The sequence below is a fragment of the Myxococcus sp. NMCA1 genome (assembly GCF_026810205.1).
Lineage (GTDB): Bacteria > Myxococcota > Myxococcia > Myxococcales > Myxococcaceae > Myxococcus > Myxococcus xanthus_A.
Map to the genome: position 1 here is coordinate 6274964 of NZ_CP113950.1, position 19959 is coordinate 6294922.

A 19959-nucleotide genomic window follows, 5' to 3' on the forward strand; every position below is an offset into this window, starting at 1 on the left:
CCCCGAGCAATCCTGCAAAACCCGCCAAACGGCGGGAATCATTGGCCTTCTTGCTACCCGGCCGAGGGAGCGTCCGGCGGCGTCTCGCCACCTTCGCCACCCTCGCTTCCGTCCGCCGCATCCGCCGCGGGGGCCTGGGCAGTTGCGGTCGTCTCAGGAAGCGCCTTCGCACGCTCCACACCCGCGCTGTCGTTCAGCTGGGTGTAGAGGGCAATGGCCTTGTCACGCTGCTGCAGCTCCTCCGCGAGCTGAGCGGCGCGAGGCAGGTTGCCAAGCTTCTCATGGAGCGGGAGCGCCTTGTCCTTGCGGCCAGCGCCCTCCCATGCCTCGGCGGCGGCGGCGATGTCCCCGAGCAGCTCCAGCCACCGGGCGCGGCCGGCCGGCTTCTGCTCCTGCTCGGCCCGGGCCAGCTCCTTCTGCGCCAGCTCCTTCGCCTCGTCGTCCAGCTTCAGACGCTGCATGAAGTGGAAGGCCTTGGGCGGAGGCAGCGGGCTGAGAACCTCCACCGCCTCACGGCGCTGGCCCACGGCCGCCAGCAGGGTGGCGGCACCGAGCCGATCACCCCGCTCCACCAGGCTCTTCACCTCAAGCCCACGGATGCGGTTGGCGCTGGCGACATCCCGCGCGCGCTCGTACGACTTGCGCGCCAGGGTGAGCTTCCCGGAACGCTCGTAGGCGAGCGCCGCCTGGTCGAACTGACGGGCGCGCTCATAGAGGCGGGCCACGTTCTCGAAGTCACCCTTGCCGACGAAGTGCTCCATGAGGAGCTCGTAGGCGCCGGCCTTCTCCAGCGTGGGCGCGAGCTGATCCGGCGGCAGCGTACCCACCAGACGGCGGGCCATGTCGTTGTCGCTCCCGGCCAGAGCGTTGCGCAGGGCGCTCTTGAGGTCGCCCCCCGCCTCGAAGAGGCGAGCCGCCTCCGCGAAGGAGTTGTTGCGCTCGTGCAGCCGGCCCGCGTCGCGGGTACGGCCCATGGTCTCAAGCTGCTTCGCCTGCTCGTCCCAGGTGCCCGTCAGCTCCGGCAGCGGACGCTCGCCACGCTCCGGACGCTCGCCACGCTCCGGACGCTCCGGACGCTCACCCCGGGCGGGACGCTCGCGGCGCTCCGGACGCTCCCGGCGCTCACCCGAAGCGGCACGCTCACCGCGCTCGGGCCGAGGGCCCCGCTCACGGCGCTCGCCACGCTCGGGACGGTCGCCCCGCTCACGGCGATCCTCGGAACGAGGCGCCGCGACGGGCTCCTCGGCCTCGGGGCCGGGCTGACGGCCGCTGGCGGCGAAGGCCGCCTCCGCGCGCTCGGTATCACCCGCGGCACGCCAGGCCTGACCGACCAGGAAGATGACGTCCGTCCACGCATCGAACTTCTCGCGCGCCGAGTCCACCGCGGGAGCAGCAGCCTCGGCGGGCGCGGCGGCCTCACCCTCGGCGGCGGCTGCCTCGGTGGGCGCCTCCCCCTCGGCGGGCGCGGCTGCCTCCACGGGAGCCGGCGCCTCGGAGGGTGCAGCGGCCTCCTCGGCGACGGGCACCTCGGGCGCGGCCGGCTTCGGCTGACGCTGCACGCGCAGCAGCGTGGTGATGAGGCGGCCACGCGTGTTCAGGTCCAGGTCGTCCAGCGACTTCAGCCGCATGGGCCGAAGCGAGCGGACAATGGCCTGCAGCGGCGCCTTCTCCGCCCCGAAATCCGTCTTGGAGAGCGCCTTCTCCAGGATGCTCAGCTCGGAGATGACGCGCTGGCCAGGGCCCACGGGGCCCTCTTCACGATCGCGCCCGCGTCCACGGCCATCTCCACGCCCACGGCCGTCACCGCGTCCGGGCCCGCCACGGCCACCAAAACCACCGCCCGGTCCGTCACGGCGAGGACCCTGGCCCGGTGCACCCCCGTCACGACCGCGCCCACCCGGGCGCGGCCCACCGCTTCCATTCTCCTGAGGCACGTCTTTCTCCCGCTAGAACGCGTAGCGAATGTTCGGCGCCACCGCGAACCCGAATGAGCCCCCGGAGACGAGGTACTGCCCCGTCACCTCGAGCCCCACGGAAAAGTGGCGCAGCCGTGTGTAGTACTCCACTCCGGGCCCGGCAAACACAAGAATGTCGGAATCGGGGAGGAGCCGCTGCGGCGAGAACATCGCATAGCCAGCACCTGCACGGAGATAGAACCAGGTGCGCTTCACTTCCTGACTGTCAGCGAACCCCACCAGGCGAGCACGCAACACCGCGCCGGGGCTCAGGGTGGAGAAGTCACCCGACACCGCGCCGCCGGAGTTGCCCACGTACTGAGCGCTCGTCCGCACGCTCGAGCCCATGATGAACAGGCCGACGGACACGTGCTCGCCCAGGTCCACGCCCACCTCCACCTGCGCCATGGGCCCGGAGGAGAACGGACGCGGCGTGCCTTCGGCCGCCGGCGGGTTGGTGATGAACAGGGGCCCACCGAGCACCGCGAAGTAGATGCCCCGCTCGATTTCATCGAACGTGACAGCTGGGCGGTCTCCCTGAGCAGTAGTGGAATTCTGGGCGCTCGCGACCGTGGGGAGAACGAACGAGGCGCACAGGGCAAGTGAGGCGAGGGCTTTCATGCGGTCCTGACGTTGGCCCGGCCCCCTCGGGGGAGTGGGAGCCGGGGAAAGGCGCGGTGGGCAGACCTTCGTCAGGCCTGCCCACCCGGAGAAAGGCCACCCGGCGCTATTCGCCGGACTGCTTGAAGATGAACGGATACGTGACGACCACCACGCCGCCGCCCTTCGGCTCGGGGAACTTCCAGGTGCGAACGCGTCCGGCCACGCACGTCTCCAGCTCCGCGTTGCCCGCCGTGGTCTGCGCCACCGACGACGAGGCGACCGTGCCATTCCCCGCGATGACGAACTTCACCGCCACCTTGCCACCCAGCTTCGGGAAGCGGTTGAGGAGGCTCTCGAAGCAGTAGCGGATCTGTCCGCGGTTGCGATGGATGACCTGGCGGATGAGCTCCTTGTCCAGCGAGCCCATGACCTCCGGGTCGGACGAGGTGATGCCCACGTCGACGCTCTGCTTGCCGCCCAGCACGCCCACGCCGCTGCCGTAGGTGCCGGTGCCGCCGCCACGGCCCTTGGTGCCAATGCCGCCAATGCCGATGGTGTCACCCGTGCCGCCGCCGCCGCCGCTCGTGCCGCGCAGCCCCATGCCACCGAAGCCGCCGGAGTTGCCCGCCTTGGCGCCAAACATGTTGCCCATGGCGCTCTTCAGGTCGCCGCCCAGGCCGCTCTTGCCGAACACCGTGGAGATGCCGCCCTTGCCGCCGCCGAAGATCTTCGCCGTCAGCGCGCGCGCCTCGTCCTTCTTGTTCGGGTCGCCCTTGGGCGCGGTGCGGTTGTTGGTCTTGGGCGCCTCCTTCTTGCCCATCTGACCTTCGTCGCCGCGGTTCTTCGCCGCCATCTCCCCGCTCTTCTTCTGCTCCTTCTGCTGGTTGAGGCGCTCGAGGAACTTGTTCTTCTGCGTCTCCGGCGGCTTGATGATGAGCTTGGCGATACGGGCGTTGTCCGTCGACAGCTCGTCCGCGTACTCATCCCCCGCGCCCGTGCGGTTCATCGCGGTGATGACGAACGCCGTCGCGATGAAGAACAGCACCAGGAAGATGTTGAGCGCGGTGTAGTCCACCGCCTCGCCCAGCGGCACCACGACGCGCTTGGGCACCGGCTGGAAGGCCACCTCGAGCGTCACGCCGCCCAGGTCCACCCAGACGAAGTCATCCGCGTCCAGCGTGAGCGAGTACGCGTCGCCCTCATGCGAGGCCTTGCCGGACTCGATGACGGCCTTCAGGTCCAGCGTCTCGCCCTGGCGGGTGAGCTCGCCCTTCATCTTCGCGGTGAAGCGAACGGTGAAGGACTGGCCGTCCGAACGAACCGCGTCGAACGTCGGGGCGCCCAGGCGGGCGTCCCCCATGACGAAGTCCACGCCCGCGGCGCTGCCAACGACGAAGGCCCCCTTCCTGCCGGGAGCCAGGAAGAACTCGCCCACGCGCTGGTCACCCCACGCGAAGCGCAAGCCCACGCCCAACGGACCGCTGGACTTCGTGCGGCGAACCGTCCGCACGCGCGCCGCGGCTTCCTCCGGCGCTGCCACGACGGGGGCCGGCGCGGGCTCGGCAGGAGCGGCCACCGGGTTCTGCTGGGTGGCGGCGAAGGACGGGTCGATGGCACCCGCGGCTGGAGCGGCCACCGCGGCCTGCGCCAGGCCCTCGGCCGGCGCCGGCGCGGCGATGACCGGATTCTTCTCCGTCACCACCTCCGAGTTGGCCGCCGCGGCCGCCAGGTTCACCGCGGCCACCGCGGCCGGGTTCTCCAGACGGATGGTGGTGCCACCCACGCGGATTTCATCACCGAAGGACAGGAGCCCCTTGGTGACGCGCTTGCCGTTGACGTACGTGCCCTCGACGCTGCCCATGTCGATGATGGACATGGCGCCGTCGCTGGCGACCTCGATGACGGAGTGGATGCGGCTGACCTTCTCGTCCTCCAGGCACAGGTGCGCCGAGGAGAGACGGCCAATCTTGATGATGTCGCGCTCGTAGTCCTTGGAGGCGACCAGCGAGTCGCCCTTGAAGACCTTGAGTGTCAGAGGAACGGCCATGGGGGCTCCAACGTAAAGTGGGTACGGCGTCAGACAACGCGCGCGGCGGTGGGTTCCCGCCGCTTTGTGGCGCTGGCTACAGCTCGCCCACGGACTGCATCACCTTGTCCTCGAAGTCCTCGCGGATGCGGATGAGGTTCGAGTGCTTCACCCTCTCACGCGCATCGATGTACTCGCCATCCGGCTTCGTGAGGTCGCCCTCGATGGTGTCGTCCTCGAAGTCGATGTTGGTCGTCTTGGAATAGCGCACATTGCCCTCCCCTGAACCACCCGGGTTGGAGCCCTCGTCCTGGGCCAGGGCGGGCGTCACCGCGAGCGCCGCACACAGCATCAACGCCTTCCGCATCACTGCCTCCCGGAAGGGACCCGGGGGCCCCTTCGCACACCGAATCCCCGGATGAGGGGGAAACACAAGGTTCGCATCATCCCCCGCGCCCCCGCCACAGCGAAGGCACTCGGGGGCGTCCCATCTTTCACAGCAGGTCGTCTTCCGGCTCCCCGGGTTCCGCCGAGCCTGCATTCTTCTGGTCGGAGTTTCCGTTCGCGGGGGTCGGCGCCGGCGACGTGTTGCCGCTCCCGGGGGCGACCTGGGGCGCGGCGCCCGTTCCAGACGCCGGCGTCGCGGCGGTGGCGGGCGGGTTGGCCTTCCCGGCCGCCTTCTCCGCGGCCTGCATCTGGGCCTGCTGCTGCTTCTGCAGCTCCTCCATCTGCTTCGCCTGCTCCTCGGCGAACTTGGCCTCGCGCTTCGCGTTGACGACGACCTCCACCTCGCGCAGCAGGGCGTACACGGGGGCCTCGGCGGGCAGCGCCACCTCACCACCGGCCATGGCGATGTACTTGCGGTACAGCTCCGAGGCGCGCTCGGGTGCGTCCTTCACCTTGTGAAGGATGATGGCGCGGTTGAGGTGAACCGCCGCCAGCTCGGGGTCGAGCTTCTCCGCCTCGTCGTACTCCTGCATGGCCTTGTCGAACTGGCCCATGCCCTTGTAGGCGACGCCCAGGCCCAGGTGCGCCGCGGCGTTCTTCCCGTCCGCCTGGAGGATGCGGCGCAGGTGCTGCTCGGCCGCCGGGAAGTTCTCCGCGGACAGGGCCAGCTGCGCCAGCTCCACGTGCGACGGCACGTAGTCCTCGCGAACCTCCAGCGCCTTCTTGAAGGACAGGCGCGCGTCGTCCACGTCCCCTTCCTGCAGGAGGATGAGGCCCACGGCGTGGTGGAGCTCCGGATCCGCCGCGTCCAGCTTCACGCCGCGCAGGGCCACCAGCTTCGCCATGGCGAGCTGCTTGCGGTCCAGGTAGCTGCGGATCATCACCTTCAGCGCGGTGGTGGACTGCGGGTCGCGCATCAGCGCGGCGCGCGTCAGGTCCATGGCCTTGGTGTGGTCCCCCTGCTGCCGGTAGATCTCCGCCAGCCGCGCGCGGGACTGCGCGTCATCCGGGTAGCGCTGGAGCACCTCCTGGTACAGCGCAACCGCGCCAGCGACGTTGCCCGCGTTCTGCTCCATCACGGCCAGGTTCTCCGAGGCCTGCCGCAGCGAGGGCTTCTTCGTGAGCGCTGTCTTGTAGTGGTTGCGCGCCTCGGTCAGCTTGCCCTGACGCTCGGCGAGCACACCCAGGTTGTAGTCGGCCTCGGCGAGGTTGCCGTCCGCCTCCAGCGCGGACTGGAACTTCCGCTCCAGCGACGGGTAGTCGATGGCCTTGGCCTTCTTCTGCGTGTCGAACGCCTTCAGCGCGTCCTCGAAGCGGGCCTTGGCCGTGTTGGAGATGGGCTGCAGGGCCTCCGCCTTGCCGGCGTTCGGATCCGCCGTCTTGCCCGTGGCGGGGCCGGTGGCCTTGGAGGAAGTACAGCCGGCGGCGGCCAGCGAGACAGCCGCCAACAGGGGGAACAGGCGCATGGTGCGGGTCGTCCGGTTCATTAGAGGAAGTCCTCCGGCTCCTCGTCATTCCCGCCCTGCTTCGCGGGAGTGGCGCCGTTGGTGGTGGCCGCCGGTCGGGCGTCCACCTGGGTCTCGGTCTGCGAGCGCAGCTGCGCGGTGAGGTCCGTGAGGTCCTCCTGCAGCGTCTCCGCGCGGGCCTGCTGCGCGTCCGCCGCCTTGGGCGCCGGCGGCGGCACGTCCTGGATGTTGGCCAGCAGGTCGCCGCCAATGAGCTGCACGCGGCCCTTCAGCGCAACCTTCTCCTCGGGCATGTCGGGGTAGCGGTCCGGCTGGTACGTGGTGCGCAGCAGCTTCAGGCTCTCCGCGGCGCAGTCGTTGTAGACGTCCAGCTCGCGGCTCTTGGCCACCGTGGCGGAGAACGCCTCGGTCGCCTTGTCCTTGAGCGGCTGCGCCTGGTTGGTGAACTCGTCGCGCAGCGCCTGCTCCGACTCCTCATCCAGGCCGCGCGGCATGGGGGCGTTGATGAGGCGATCGGCGAAGTGGTCATACGCCAGGCCAATGCGGTGCAGCGCGCAGATGGCGGGCTCGGGCGCGCCCAGCGTCACCGTCTGCACGTACTTCTTCTCCACCACCTGGAGCGCGCGGCTCTTGTCCTGGATGCTCGCCTTGAAGCGGTCCGGCGACGGCGGAGCACCCCAGTACAGCTTCAGGCGCCGGTACTCGTTCCAGTCCAGGTCCACCGACAGGAACTGCGCCTGCGCGGCCGTTGCGAGCGCCGGCTTCTCCAGCGAACCCTGCACGCGGCGGGGCAGCTGGTCGAAGTGCTCGAAGATTCGCTTTTGCATGCGGGCCACGTCCCGCGTCTTGCCCATCTTCTTGTACAGGTCGACGATGCGGCCCTCGGCGGCCAGGAACCGGCTGGGGGAGCGCATGTTGTCGCGCTCGTATTCCTCCAGCATCTTGATGGCCTTGAACGCGGCGCCGCTCTTGGCCGTCAGGTCGATGATGGAGATGCGGATTTCGTCGGCGTCCTTCGCGCGCGGCCACAGCGTCAGGTAGTGCTCGCGGTTGCGCAGCGCCGCCTTCACCTGGCCCAGGCCCTCGCGGTAGGTGGCGGCGTTGAAGAGCGCCACCTGCGCCTTGGACTCGTCCCACTTCTGCACCACCGCGGGCTTGCTGTCGTCCGCCGCCGCGCCCTTCTTCTTCTTGCTGTTGCCACCGCGCGCCTTGGCGTTGCCCTTCTCACCCAGGCTGCGCTCGTAGCCGCGCACGTAGGCCTCGTACGTCGTCGCCGCATCCTCGAAGTCGCCAATGGCCTCCAGCGCCTCCGCGTTCGCGTAGATGGAGTCCGGCACGTGCTTGGAGCGCGGGTACTCGGCGAACAGGCGCTTGCGCACCTCGATGGCCTTATCCAGGCGCTTCGCCTTGTAGTAGTCGACGGACGCGTTGTAGAGCGCCAGGTCGGCGATCTCCGTCTGCGGGAAGTCCTTCACGAAGGCCAGGTACGCCTCGGCGGCCTTCTCGAACTCCTTCTTCTCCTCCAACTGGCTGACGAGCTTGAAGGACGACTGCTCGATGAGCTTCGCCAGGTCGTCGCGGAACTTGCCCACCGCCAGCTTGTCGTTGGCGTAGAAGCGCCGCGCCCACTCGTTCACCTTCGCGTAGTCCTGGAGCAGGTGGTACGAGTCGAGGATGAGGTTGGCGGAGATCTCCGCCGCGCGCTCGCCGTTCTCGAACTTGTACTCGGGGTAGCCCAGCGCGATCTCGCTGAAGCGCAGCACCGCCTCATCGAAGTGGTTGTGGCGGTAGTAGATGTTGGCCGCCTTGAAGGCGATCTCCACCCGCTTCTCACCCTTCGGCACGTACTTGAGGTAGCGCTCGCACGCGTCGAGCAGCGCCTTCTTCAGCGTGGGGATGGTGGCCTTCTTGGTGATGTCCGAGCCCACCGCCTCGCTCTTGCCCTCGCCCCGCGCCTCACCCGCCTTGACGACCTCGTCGTAGGCCAGCACCGCGTTGTAGGCGGCGTTCTGCAGCCACTTGCCCGGCTTGCCCGGCTTCGGCTTGCCCTTGTCGTCCTTGGCCTCCAGCACCTTGGCGTCCTGGAGCACGACGAGCGTGTAGTTGGCGGCGGCCTTGTCGTAGTTCTGCAGGCTGTCGTTGAGCAGCTCGGCCCAGAAGAAGCGCAGGTCGTACGCCTTGGGGTTCTCCGGGAAGAGCGTGAGGTAGTCGCTGTACACCGCGTCCGCGTAGCGGAACGTCTCCTCGTTGCGCGTCTTCTTGCCCTCGTTGTGCCAGGTGACGGCGAGGTTGGACAGCGTGCGCTCGGACAGCTCCTTCGCCTCCGCCAGCAGCTTCTTGTCCTTGTCCTCCTTGATGACGCCGGAGCCCTCCACCTCCTTCATGATCTTCACGAGCCGGCGCACCTGGACCACGGTGCGCTCCTTGTTGCCCATTCGGAGGATGCAGTCGACGATGCGGCCCTGGAAGCCAGGAGCCTCGGGGGACAGCGGCTTCTCCTTGATGAGGCTGTTGTAGGTGATGGCCGCCTCGCGGTCCTTGCCATCGCCGTAGTACAGGTTGGCGAGCTGCTTCAGCATCGTGAAGCGGTCTTCCGGGTTGGTGGCCACCTTGCCGAAGTCCGCCCGAGCCTGCGCCACGTCACCCTGGTGCGCGAACGCCCGCACGTAGTCGGTGCGCGCCTCGCGCAGCAGCGAGCCGCGGCCGCTCTTGCCGCCGTCCTTCTCCACGGCGTTGGCGCCGGCGAGCTCACCGTAGAGCACCACCGTCTTGAACTTGTCCTTGGCCGACTCGAAGTCGCCCATGTTGTAGTGGCACCAGCCCTGCTTGTAGAGGGCGAAGGCGTACACCTGGTTCTCGGGGAACTCGGAGGCCTTCTTGTACGCAACCAGCGCCTTCTCCAGCTCCGGGCGCTTCCCCTTGGAGTTGTTGAAGTAGTACTCGCCGAAGGCGAAGTAGGCGTCCGGGATGAACTTCGACTGCGGGTGCTTCTCCACCAGGCGCTTGAAGGCCACCAGCGCCTTGCGGTCCTGGCCGTCCTCCATGAGGTACTGGCCGAGGAAGAAGAGCACCTCGTCGGTGCGCTCGAAGTTCGGGTACTCCTGGACGATCTTCGTGTACTGCTCCACCGCGAGCTTGCCGTACTCCTTCTGCTTCGCGATGAACGCCGCCTTCTCCGACTTGGCCTGCTGCTGACCCGCGGCGTCGTTGCGGTTCATGGCCTGGATGAGGTCGTCATCCTTCCGGTTCGCCTCGAAGAAGAAGAACTTGGACTCCTCCCAGTAGAACTCGCCCAGGCGGAACAGGAGGCTGGGGGCCTCCTTCGGATCCGGCGACAGGGAGATGATCTTCTTCAGCGACTGGATCTGCTCGCGCCGCTTGGAGGCCACTTGCAGCTCAACGCCCAGCCGGAACTGGTCGTACTGGAGCGCGGGAGCGACCTCTTCTTTCTTCTTTTCACGGGTGATGTCGCCAGCCAGGGACTTGTCCACCGCTGTGGCGGACTTCCGGCCGAGATCGGCATCGCGCGGGGCTTTCTTCTCCTGGGCGGCGGAGGCCGTGGCCAGGAGGACGAGGCAGACGAGAAGCGAACGGCGCATGGTCTTCCTAGGAGAGGGGCACCGGCGTCCCCGGTTGCTTGCTTGGTAGGCAAGTGTCCGGGAATCTTCGGGAATTTCCATTCGGGGACCCTCACTATGCGCGGTTTCCGCGCGGCGGGTCAACACTGACTGGCCGCCTGCTTTCCTCGGGGAGCGTCGGTTCAAAATCTTCCAGATTCGCTGTGAAAATCGGCGCCCTGGAGTTGCCATGTCGGACCTGCCAGGTATGGGGGAACGGACGGTCGGTTGCCCGGCATCCCTGCACTGGAGTACGCGTCGGATCATGAGTCTCCTCCCCGAAAGCGCCAGCTTCGAAGAGCTGGTGCAGGACTACTTCCTCGCTGTGCGTGGCGCGGGGCTGATGCTCTCCGCGCTGGACACCGAGCTTTTGACGACCTGGGCCCGGGAAGGCGTTCCCTTCGAGGTGGTGGCGCGCGGCATCTCCCGCTCGGCGGAGAAGGCCCTCTGGGACGCGCGGCCCGGAGAGCCGGTGCTGCGCTCGCTGCGCGCGTGCCGGCGGCAGGTGGAGTCGGAGATCAAGAAGTACCGGGAGCTCGCGGCGGGCGCGGGTGAGGAACCCTCCTCCAATCCCAAGCGCAAGCGGGTCCGTTCCTGGGAGGAGACGCGGCACGCGCGGCTGTGCGCGGCACTCGAGGACCTGGCGGGGCGGAACGAAGCGCTGTCGCACCGTGTGCGCAACCTGCGCATCACCGTCCTGGCGCATGTTCCGGAAGAGCCGGCGGCCATGGACGCCCAGGAAGCGCTGGCATTCCTGCTGGTGCTGCGCGCCCTGCCCTTCCTGGACCGGTGCGCCGTGTGGCGTGAGGCCCTGACGGCGTCCGCGGAACAACAGGTGATGTCGCCGCGCGCCCGAAAGGTGTCCCGGCGCTTCCGGGTGCTGGCGACGGTGCGGCGGCGGCTGGGCGTGAAGGAGATGTAGGTGGGCAGAACGCCTGACCGCCCGTTCAGTAGACTGACGACCGAGGAGAGGCTCTGGTATGGCGGTGCGTGAGATGGCTCCAAAGGCGAATGGCGAGGCGTGTGGTGAGTGCGGCGGGCGGACCTATGTCATCGAGCGCCGCGGGGACCAGGCCCAGGCGCGCATCTGCGCGTGCTCCGAGCACTGCTCGGTGTGCGGCGGGCGCGGGCACGTGCTGGTCGAGCGCGAGGGCGAGTTCAGCCAGAAGATGGGCCCCCGGCGCTACGAGGTGATGGAGGCGTGCAGTTGCACCAAGCTGCGAAAGCGCATTGCTCGCTTCGATGCGCTGGGTCTGCCTGCCTCAGCAGCGCATGCAAACTTTGAAAACTACCGCGCATCCAAGGAGGAACAAGACAGGGGCCGCAATGTGGCCATGCAGTTCGCCTTCCAGTATGTGCCGGGTGGTTCGTCCAAGGGCTTCATCCTCAGCGGGCCCGTGGGCACCGGGAAGACACACCTCCTGGCGGCGACGCTGGCGCACCTGGCTCTGGAGTTGGGCGTGCGTGGGCGCTACGTCGAAATCTCCCTCCTCTACGCGACCATCCGGCGTGGCTTCCAGGAGGGCAAGAGCGGCGGCGAAATCATCGGGCCCCTGTCGGAGGTGGAGGTGCTGGCCATCGACGAGATGGGCAAGGGCCGCGGCAGCCCCTTCGAGATGGAAACGCTCGATGAGCTGATTGCCCGCCGCTACAACGCGGGCCGCACCACGCTGTTCGCGTCGAACTACTCCCTGGAGCCGGAGAAGCGCGCCATCCGAAGCGCGGCGCCGACAGGCTACCGCACCACCGAGGACTCACGCAGCGCGGCCCGCGACACGGAGCTGCTCCGAGAGCGCGTGGGTGAGCGCATCTACAGCCGGCTGTGCGAGCTGTGCACATTCGTCGAGTTTCCCAAGGACACGCCGGACCGGCGCCGCACCCGGCAGGAGATGGACGCGCCCATGCACCATGCGACGGGCGGTGGGCGCACGCTGGGACGGTAGTCACGCGGGACGCCTGTCTGCGCCATCCCGCTCGACGGCCGGCGGAAGCTTCACGCATCCTGTGCCCATGACTGACGCCATCATCGTCCTCGTCACCACCCCCACCGAGGACAAGGCCGCCGAGCTGGCCCGCGCGATGGTGGAAGCGCAGCTCGCCGCGTGCGGCAACATCGTTCCCGGCTTGCGCTCCATCTACCGGTGGGAGGGGAAGGTCCAGGACGAGCCCGAGGTCCTGCTCATCCTCAAGACGCGCGCGGCCCTATTCGAGCCGCTGCGCGCGCGCATCGTCGAACTGCATCCCTACGACGTCCCGGAGGTGCTGCGCGTGGACATCGCGGAGGGGCACGCGCCGTACCTTTCCTGGATTCTGGGCAGCACCCGCACGCCGGACTGAAGTCCCGCTCCCCTGCCCTACTGACTGGCGCAGCCAGCGCTCCGCCTGCGGCTGGAACAGGGAGGAAGCGGCTTTGGAGAAGGGCTCGTGCGCGGCCTCCGCCCCCTGTTTTCAGAGGGACAGTGCGGCCTGGCGGGCCCGCGCCGGGAGCCTGAGCGACCCGGCGGGCCGCCTGCTCCACGAGGGCACGGCCACGGGCTCCCGGCAGAATACGGCGCGGCGAAAGGAACGTTGTCGGCTCGCCCTCTTCCCCCCCAGGAGCCGACCCCCATGTCCCGACTGCGCAGCTTGTGCCTCCTCGGACTCGTGTCCGTGGGTGGCGTCGCCTGCTCCAACGGCGCGCAGGCGCCTGCTCCAGCGTCCGATTCGGACCGCCTTCCCAGCTATCCTGGCTCGCGGCAGCCCTCGGCCCCCAACGTGCCTCCGCCCGCGCCGCAGAACGACAACGACGACGTTTCTGGCCACGCCGGCGATGACGAAGACGACACGCCCGTGGTGGAGCAGCCGCCTCCCGTCCCCGAGCCGCAGGCACCGGAGCCGCCCGTCTACGCGAAGGAGTGGTACGTCAGCCCGTCCGGCAATGACTCGGCGAATGGCTCGCGTGCAAAGCCGCTGCGCACCATCTCCAAGGCCCTGACGCGGGTGGGCCCGGGGGAAATCATCCGCGTCCAGAAGGGCACCTACACAGAGAAGCTCATCATCGACGCCAGCGCCAAGGCTGGCACCGCGGATGCCCCCATCACCCTGCGTGGCGAGGACCTGCCCAAGCTCGTTCCCACCAACAGCGGCTGGTTCATGGCCCACGTACAGCGCCCCCACTGGCGCATCGAGGGCTTCGAGTTCGACGTCCGGGGTCAGCGCCAGGTCGCCGTGACGTTCTCTGGAAACACCACCGGCACCGTGCTCGCGGGCAACGAGCTGCACCACGGCGCGTTCGGCAGCGGCATCAGCACCGACGCGGGCGCCAACGGCATCACCATCGAGAACAACCACATCCACCACTTCGCTCGAGGCAACGACGACTCGCACGGCGTCGTCATCGCGCCCACGTCGGTGGACATCACCGTGCGGGGCAACGACATCCACGACAACTCGGGTGACTCGGTGCAGTGCCTGGGCCCCGAGGGCTTCAGCAACAACACCCCGGCGCGCGGCGTCCTCATCGAGGACAACGACATGTACGACAACCGGGAGAACGCGGTGGACCTCAAGACGTGCCACGACGTCGTCGTGCGCGGCAACCGCATGTACGGCTTCGACAAGTCCACCTCGTCCCGTGGCGAGGCTGTGGTGGTGCACTACTCCGCGCGCAACGTCGTCATCGAGGACAACGACATCTCGGATTCGTCGCTGGGCATCGCCGTGGGGGGCACCCGCGTGGGCGCGCCGCCCACCAACATCTCCATCCGCCGCAACCGCATCCACGACTTGAAGACGCCCGAGGGCTCCGGCATCCGCATCGAGAATGGCAGCGACGTGCGCGTGCTGCACAACACGGTGGTGGGAACGGACGGCTTCGCCTTCGTGGTGGGCCACGGCACCGGTGGGCCGTCCACCAACATCGCGGTGCGCAACAACCTGTTCGCCACGCGCAACGCCGTCAGCATGGGCCTGTCCGCCCCCGGCCTCAGCATGACGTCCAACCTCTACCTGGCCGACGCCGCGTTCAACACGGGCATCTTCGTCGCCCCGCAGAGCGGGTGGGTGGGCAGCACGCTCGCCCACTGGCTGTCGAACGGCGTGGAGCAGGACTCGGATGAGGGCGGCGAGCCGCTGGTGGACCTGGACACGCTGATGCCCGGCGAGCGCGCGGTGGACCGGGGCATGGACCTGGGGCTGCCCTACTGCGGCGCCGCGCCGGACATCGGCGCGGTGGAGTCGGACTGCCCCGAGGCCACCACCGCCGCGCTCATGGAGTAATCGCGCGCACCAGCGAATTGCCGGCGTCCGCCACGTAGAGGCGGCCATCCGGCCCCACCGTCAGACCGGCCGGGAGGACGAGGTCCGCCTTGTCTCCCGCCCCGTCCGAGTGGCCGTAACGCCCGCTGCCGGCCAGCGTCGTCACCTTGCGCGCGCTGCCGTCCGCGTTCAGGACGACGCGGCGCACGCGGTAGTTGCCCGGGTCCGACACCGCGAGCGAGCCATCCTTCAGCACCGCGATGCCCAGGTACGGCAGGAACTGGGACGACTCCGGCGCGCCGTCACGGAAGCCCGGCGTCGTGCCCGCCACCACCGACGTGAGGCCGTCGCGGATGCGCACCACCCGGGACATGCCGGACTCGACGACGAACAGCGTGTTCCCATCCGCGCTCACCGCCACGCCCGAGGGCCGGTAGAGCCAGTCACCCTGCAGCGTCGTCACCGGGTGGCCCTCCGCCACCAGGTCGATGCGGCGAATCACGCCGTTGTTCATGTCCGCCACCAGCAGCGCGGTGCCATCCGGCGTCACCGCCAGGCCCGTGGGCTGGTTGAAGGCCGCCTGCTTCGCGGGGCCGTCCATCAGGCCCGGCGTCCCGCCCGCGAATACCTCCACCTTCCCTTCCGGGTCGATGCGGCGGATGACGTAGTGGTCCGTGTCGGCCACGTACACGTTGCCCGCTGCGTCCGCGGCGATGCCCATGGGGCCATTAAGGCCGGAGGCCACCGTCTTCACCTCGCCCCCCGGCGTCACGCGCTTCACCGCGTTGCCCAGGCCGTCCGCCACCACGATGCCGCCATCCGGCAGCAGGGCCACCGCGGTGGGCGCCCCCAGCGAGTTGCCCGCCACGGGGACACCGGCGCGGACGCGCTTTCCGGGCACGCCCGCCACCGTGCGCACCTCGGCCGAGGAGGGCCCCTGGGCGCTCGACACGTTCTGCCGCTCGAAGCGCACCAGCGTGTCGGGTACCGGCCGGCCCAGCGCCTTGTAGAGCACGTTCGCGACGATGCGGGCCGCGCGCGGGTCCGCCATGTCCTCGGAGGCCAGCGTGCGCACGAAGTCGATGCCGCCCGAGGAGAAGATGTAGGCGCTGCCCTGCTTGCGCAGCACCATGTGGCCGAAGCCGAAGGCGCCCTGGAGCGACAGCAGCGGGGACTCGGCCAGCACCTCCAGGCCCTCCGGCGAGCTGCCGTTGCTCACCAACTGGTCCACTTCGTAGCCGTTGGCCATCCACAGCGTGTCACCGGCCTTCAGCCCCGAGCCCGCCAGTGCCCAGTGTCCCGGGTTGGTGATGACGGCGGGGAAGCCGAACTGGTGCCAGCGGGCGGAGAACTGCACGCCCAGGAGCGCGTTCTCCGGACGGCCCACGACGCGCTCGCGGAACTTCACCGTGCGCTGGGCGCCCGTGTACGGCTCACTCGCGTGGCCCTTGTAGCAGGCGATGATGCGTCGCGGCCGGCCGTCCTTGGACGGCTCCATCTGCACCTGCCAGTACGCATTGTTCGCGCCCAGGTTGAGCAGCGACCGGCCTTCCGCCACCGCCCGGTCCGCGTGCTCGCGGATGCGCGGGCTCCAGTACTCGTCGTGGCCCGACATGAAGAAGGCCTTGGCGCCGGCCAGGAAGTCGTAGCTGGCGTCCAGGTCCTCGTCGGTGAAGTAGCCCACGTCCAGGTCCTGCGACTCCAGCCACTGAACCAGGCTCAGGTCGTCCGTCAGCAGGTGGCCGCTGCCATGGCCCCGGTAGTTGGGCCGGTCATAGGACACCTGGAAGGCGCGGCTGACACCGTGCTCGCGCATCACCCGGTCGCGGTCGTCATAGAGGCTGGTGCCCCCCCAGGTGTTGTAGGCGGCCCAGGTGGCGGTGGGGATGAGGACGGCCACCTCGGCGCGCGGATTCGCGTCGCGCACGAAGAAGGGCACGTAGCGCTGGTGGTTGTCCTCACGCACCAGCTTCACCACGTACACGCCGCGCACCCAGTCTTCACCGACGGGAATCTCCAGCGTGGGCGCCCACCTACAGGCGACGACGCCCGTGGCGCGGTCCGCGGGACAGTCACCCTGGCGCACGCCGGGCACCGGGCCTCCGCGTGCCACCTCGCGGGCGCCCGTGCCGCCGTAGTGCCCCATCCGGTACACGTACCAGCGGAACGTCCGGGCCTCGGACACCGACACGGCGACTCGCAGCGTCTCGCCCTGCGTCAGCGTGGCCTTCAGCGCGTAGCCTTCGATTTCGCGGCCGTGGGCGTTGCGGGTGATGCGCCACGCCGTGGTCCCCGGGCGGCGGTTCTCCTCGCGCACGGCGTCCGCGTCTCGCGCGGGCAGCTCCACCGGGCCCGCGTCGGGAGGCGCGGGCTGTCCGGTGCCGGCGTCCGGCACACCCGCGTCAATGAGTCCCGGATGCGGCTCACCGTCGCCGCCGTCATAGCCGTCGTTCAGGGGAGGCGTGTCGTGTTTGTCACCCGGTAGCACCGGGCGCACGGCCGCCTCCTCACAGCCAATGCCACCGAACACGAGCGCAAGCCCGCACACCCAGCCCGCCCAACGGCCTGCCTGAGCCATTCCGATCCTCCAAGCCACGGCTATTGGAGCGGAGGGTAGGCACGAACCCCCAGGAGGGAAGCGGGTGCCCTCCTGGAGCAATCATTGGGATGGATCACCCGGACAAAAGCTCAGGGTGGGAAAAGGCCTACCCGCCCAGGAGCTCTCGGTGCAGCCGGGCCGTCAGCGCCTTCAGGTGTGCTTTGTCCACCAGCAGCGTCAGTTGCAAAGGCGACGTATGGGCCGCGTGAACGTGAGCCCCCAGCTCCTCGGCGGCGGCCAGCGCGCGGCGCAGCGGCGCCCAGTCCGCGTTCAACCCCACGCCCACACAGGTGACGGTGCCCAGGTCCTCGCGCCAGGACACGGCGTCACCGAAGCGCGTGGCCAGCTCCCGGCGCAGCGCGTCCGCGCCATGGATGTCCGCCAGAGGCACGGTGATGACCGTCCTGCGCGCCCCGCCCACCGAGCCCTCGAAGTCCAGCGTCCGCCCTCGCACGGCGCGCGCGTCCAGGAACTCCAGCAGCTCCGCCAGGCGGATGGGCTCCGCGGCGGACAGCACGGCCATCTCCGCGTCGGCGGTGACGCCCTTGAGCCGGTGGTCCGTGGGGACAGCCAGCTCCTGGACCGCCGTCCCCGTTCCCTGGCCGTGCGCGGTGCGCGCGAGGATGGTGATGCCCCGCGCCTTGGCCCACTCCACCGCCTGCGCGTTGAGCACCTTGGCGCCCGCGCTCGCCAGCTCCTGCATCTCGTCGTAGCTCAGCGACTCCAGCTTGCGCGCATCCGGCACCACCCGGGGGTCCGCGCTGAACACGCCGTCCACGTCCGAGTAGATTTCACACGCCTCCGCGTCCAGCGCCGCCGCCAACGCCACCGCCGTCGTGTCCGAGCCGCCGCGCCCCAGCGTCGTCACTTCCTTCTTGAAGGAGACGCCCTGATAGCCCGCGACGATGACGACCTTGCCGCGCGCCAGCTCGTCGTGGATGCGGTACGGACGCACCTCCACGATGCGGGCCTGCGCGTGCGCGTCCGTGGTGATGATGCCGCTCTGGCTGCCGGTGAAGCTGATGGCCGGCACGTCCATCTCCTGGAGCGCCATGGAGAGCAGCGCCATGGAGATGCGCTCGCCACACGTGAGCAGCATGTCCAGCTCGCGGCGCGGCGGGTCCGCCGAAACGCCCTTGGCCAGCGCCAGCAGCTCATCCGTGGTGTCGCCCATGGCGCTCACCACCACCACCACCTGATAGCCCGCCTCGCGCTTGTCCTTCACCCGCTGGGCGACCTTGCGGAGCTTCTCCACGCCGGCGACCGACGAGCCGCCGTACTTCTGGACCACGATTGGCATGATTCGACTCACTACCCCTGTTCGGCGTGTCCGGAAAACCACACTGGTAGGCCTCCCTGCAGAAGTCTGGCCAGCCGCTGAACGACGCCCACACCCGGAGTCGGTGTCGCCTTGACACGCCAATGTCGGGTTTAATACCGCGCCCATGCCGATGATCGAGGTCCAGCACCTCACCAAGCGATACCGCGACCGGGTGGCCGTGGACGACCTCACCTTCCAGGTCGAGGCCGGTGAGATTCTCGGGTTCCTGGGCCCCAACGGGGCGGGCAAGTCCACCACCATGAAAATCCTCACCGGCTTCCTCCCGCCGTCGGAGGGGGTGGTCCGCGTCGGGGGCTATGACGTCGAAGCGCAGCCGCTCGAGGTGAAGCGCCGCATCGGCTACCTGCCGGAGATGCCGCCGCTCTACGTGGAGATGACGGTGCGAGGCTACCTGCGCTTCGTCGCCTCACTGAAGGGACTGTCGGGGAGCGCCCTCAAGGCCGAGCTGGAGCGGGTGGCCGCCCTCATGGGTGTGACGCACGTCATGGACCGCGTCATCCAGAACCTGTCCAAGGGCTACAAGCAGCGTGTGGGAATCGCCCAGGCGCTGCTCGGCTCCCCGCCGGTGCTCATCCTGGACGAACCCACCGAAGGCCTGGACCCCGCACAGCGCGCCGAGCTGCGCGCCCTCATCAAGGGCCTGGCCGGCAAGCACACCGTCATCCTCTCCACGCACATCCTCCCGGAGGTCACGATGACGTGCCAGAAGGTGCTCATCATCCACCAGGGGAAGATGGCCGCGTACGACGACATCTCCCAGCTGGCCCGCATCCACGGCCAGGCGGAGAACGCGTCGCTGGAAGAAGTCTTCATCAAGCTGACCGCCGCCTGAGCGCGGCCCCCTTTTCGAGGACCCTGCCTCCATGCGCACCGCCCTGGCGATTGCCCGCAAGGAACTGTCCATCTACTTCACCACGCCGTGGGCCTACGCCGTCTTCACGGCGATGGCGGCGCTGACGGCCTTCTACTTCACGGACCTGCTTCAGGCGTTCAACGACGTCCAGGGCGTGGCGCGCCGGGTGGGCTGGGCGCAGATGTCCCCGGACTTCAACATGTACCGCAACCTCACGGACGGGGTGGTGGTGGAGCTGTGGGGCAGCGTCCTGGTCATCACCCTGGTCGTCACGCCGTTCCTGTCCATGCGGCTGTTCGCGGAGGAGAAGCGCAACCGCACCTTCGAGCTGCTGATGACGGCGCCGGTGCGGCCCATTGAAATCGTGCTGGGCAAGTACCTGGGCGGCCTGGGCGTCATCTCCGCCACGCTGGCGCTCACGCTCGTCTTCCCGCTGCTGCTGTCCGCACTGGGCAGCAGCGAGTCCGGGCTGGCGCTGGAGTGGTCCACCGTCCTGCTGGGCTACGGCGCGTTGCTGCTGTGGGGCGCCACCTGCATGGCCGTGGGACTGTTCATCTCCGCGCTGACGGAGAGCCAGATGCTGGCGGCCTTCCTCACCTTCTGTGTCCTGCTGGCGTGGATGCTGCTGGGCCAGGTGGCCCGCCGCGCGGAGGAGCCGCTGCGCTCCGCGCTGTCCTACGTCGCCTGCGACCTCCAGTTGCAGGGGATGATCAAAGGCGTGCTGGACGCGCAGTCGCTGGTGTTCTTCGCCTCCGTCATCGGCTTCTCCCTCTTCCTCACCCACCGCACGGTGGATGCCCAGCGGTGGGCCTGAC

Annotated in this window: 15 protein-coding genes; 6 read left to right on the forward strand and 9 right to left on the reverse strand. The window is 68.9% G+C overall.

Features of this window, described 5'->3' with window-relative positions; genetic code table 11:
* Positions 1–53: 53 nt before the first annotated feature.
* The 7 genes from OZ403_RS25760 to OZ403_RS25790 all read right to left on the reverse strand — a co-directional run bounded on the left by OZ403_RS25760 (position 54) and on the right by OZ403_RS25790 (position 10096).
* Complete coding sequence (locus OZ403_RS25760; protein ID WP_268782028.1) at positions 54–1745, reverse strand: DEAD/DEAH box helicase; 1692 nt, start codon at positions 1743–1745, stop codon at positions 54–56.
* The gene (locus OZ403_RS25765) at positions 1712–1921 is read right to left on the reverse strand and encodes a hypothetical protein (RefSeq protein ID WP_174258885.1); all 210 of its coding nucleotides are present in this window, start codon (positions 1919–1921) and stop codon (positions 1712–1714) included. The genes OZ403_RS25760 and OZ403_RS25765 overlap by 34 nt, the downstream gene beginning before the upstream one ends.
* 25 nt (positions 1922–1946) lie before the next feature.
* A complete protein-coding gene (cglE, locus tag OZ403_RS25770; RefSeq protein WP_268782029.1) occupies positions 1947–2576 on the reverse strand; it encodes an adventurous gliding motility protein CglE in 630 nt (209 codons plus the stop codon).
* A gap of 106 nt (positions 2577–2682) precedes the next feature.
* Positions 2683–4605 carry an adventurous gliding motility protein GltG gene (gltG, locus tag OZ403_RS25775; protein ID WP_140855952.1) on the reverse strand — a complete coding sequence of 641 codons (1923 nt, stop codon included), beginning with the start codon at positions 4603–4605 and terminating at the stop codon, positions 2683–2685.
* 76 nt (positions 4606–4681) lie between these two features.
* Complete coding sequence (cglF, locus tag OZ403_RS25780; RefSeq protein ID WP_140793883.1) at positions 4682–4951, reverse strand: adventurous gliding motility protein CglF; 270 nt, start codon at positions 4949–4951, stop codon at positions 4682–4684.
* A 127-nt stretch (positions 4952–5078) separates the two neighbouring features.
* Positions 5079–6518 (reverse strand): adventurous gliding motility TPR repeat lipoprotein GltE, encoded by a 1440-nt coding sequence (gltE, locus tag OZ403_RS25785; RefSeq protein WP_268782030.1) that lies wholly within the window; start codon positions 6516–6518, stop codon positions 5079–5081.
* Positions 6518–10096, reverse strand: coding sequence for a tetratricopeptide repeat protein (locus OZ403_RS25790; protein ID WP_174258886.1), 3579 nt, complete (start codon positions 10094–10096; stop codon positions 6518–6520). The genes gltE and OZ403_RS25790 overlap by 1 nt, the downstream gene beginning before the upstream one ends.
* A gap of 283 nt (positions 10097–10379) precedes the next feature.
* On the opposite strand from OZ403_RS25790, the gene OZ403_RS25795 reads away from it, so the two are divergent.
* The 4 genes from OZ403_RS25795 to OZ403_RS25810 all read left to right on the forward strand — a co-directional run bounded on the left by OZ403_RS25795 (position 10380) and on the right by OZ403_RS25810 (position 14371).
* Positions 10380–11036 (forward strand): hypothetical protein, encoded by a 657-nt coding sequence (locus OZ403_RS25795; protein ID WP_268782031.1) that lies wholly within the window; start codon positions 10380–10382, stop codon positions 11034–11036.
* Between the two features lie 58 nt (positions 11037–11094).
* A complete protein-coding gene (locus OZ403_RS25800; protein WP_140793891.1) occupies positions 11095–12057 on the forward strand; it encodes an ATP-binding protein in 963 nt (320 codons plus the stop codon).
* Between the two features lie 67 nt (positions 12058–12124).
* Positions 12125–12451, forward strand: coding sequence for a divalent-cation tolerance protein CutA (gene cutA, locus OZ403_RS25805; protein ID WP_140793893.1), 327 nt, complete (start codon positions 12125–12127; stop codon positions 12449–12451).
* Between the two features lie 270 nt (positions 12452–12721).
* Positions 12722–14371, forward strand: coding sequence for a right-handed parallel beta-helix repeat-containing protein (locus tag OZ403_RS25810; RefSeq protein ID WP_268782032.1), 1650 nt, complete (start codon positions 12722–12724; stop codon positions 14369–14371).
* Here OZ403_RS25810 and OZ403_RS25815 read toward each other — a convergent pair.
* Both OZ403_RS25815 and OZ403_RS25820 read right to left on the reverse strand, forming a co-directional pair.
* Positions 14361–16928: a N,N-dimethylformamidase beta subunit family domain-containing protein gene (locus OZ403_RS25815; RefSeq protein ID WP_268782033.1), complete on the reverse strand. Its 2568-nt coding sequence runs from the start codon at positions 16926–16928 to the stop codon at positions 14361–14363. The two genes, OZ403_RS25810 and OZ403_RS25815, sit on opposite strands and share 11 nt — an antisense overlap.
* 127 nt (positions 16929–17055) lie before the next feature.
* Positions 17056–18249 carry an aspartate kinase gene (locus OZ403_RS25820; RefSeq protein WP_140793899.1) on the reverse strand — a complete coding sequence of 398 codons (1194 nt, stop codon included), beginning with the start codon at positions 18247–18249 and terminating at the stop codon, positions 17056–17058.
* A gap of 151 nt (positions 18250–18400) precedes the next feature.
* On the opposite strand from OZ403_RS25820, the gene OZ403_RS25825 reads away from it, so the two are divergent.
* Positions 18401–19123 carry an ABC transporter ATP-binding protein gene (locus OZ403_RS25825; RefSeq protein ID WP_011554860.1) on the forward strand — a complete coding sequence of 241 codons (723 nt, stop codon included), beginning with the start codon at positions 18401–18403 and terminating at the stop codon, positions 19121–19123.
* A gap of 31 nt (positions 19124–19154) precedes the next feature.
* The gene (locus OZ403_RS25830) at positions 19155–19958 is read left to right on the forward strand and encodes an ABC transporter permease (protein ID WP_140799338.1); all 804 of its coding nucleotides are present in this window, start codon (positions 19155–19157) and stop codon (positions 19956–19958) included.
* Position 19959 lies beyond the last annotated feature (1 nt).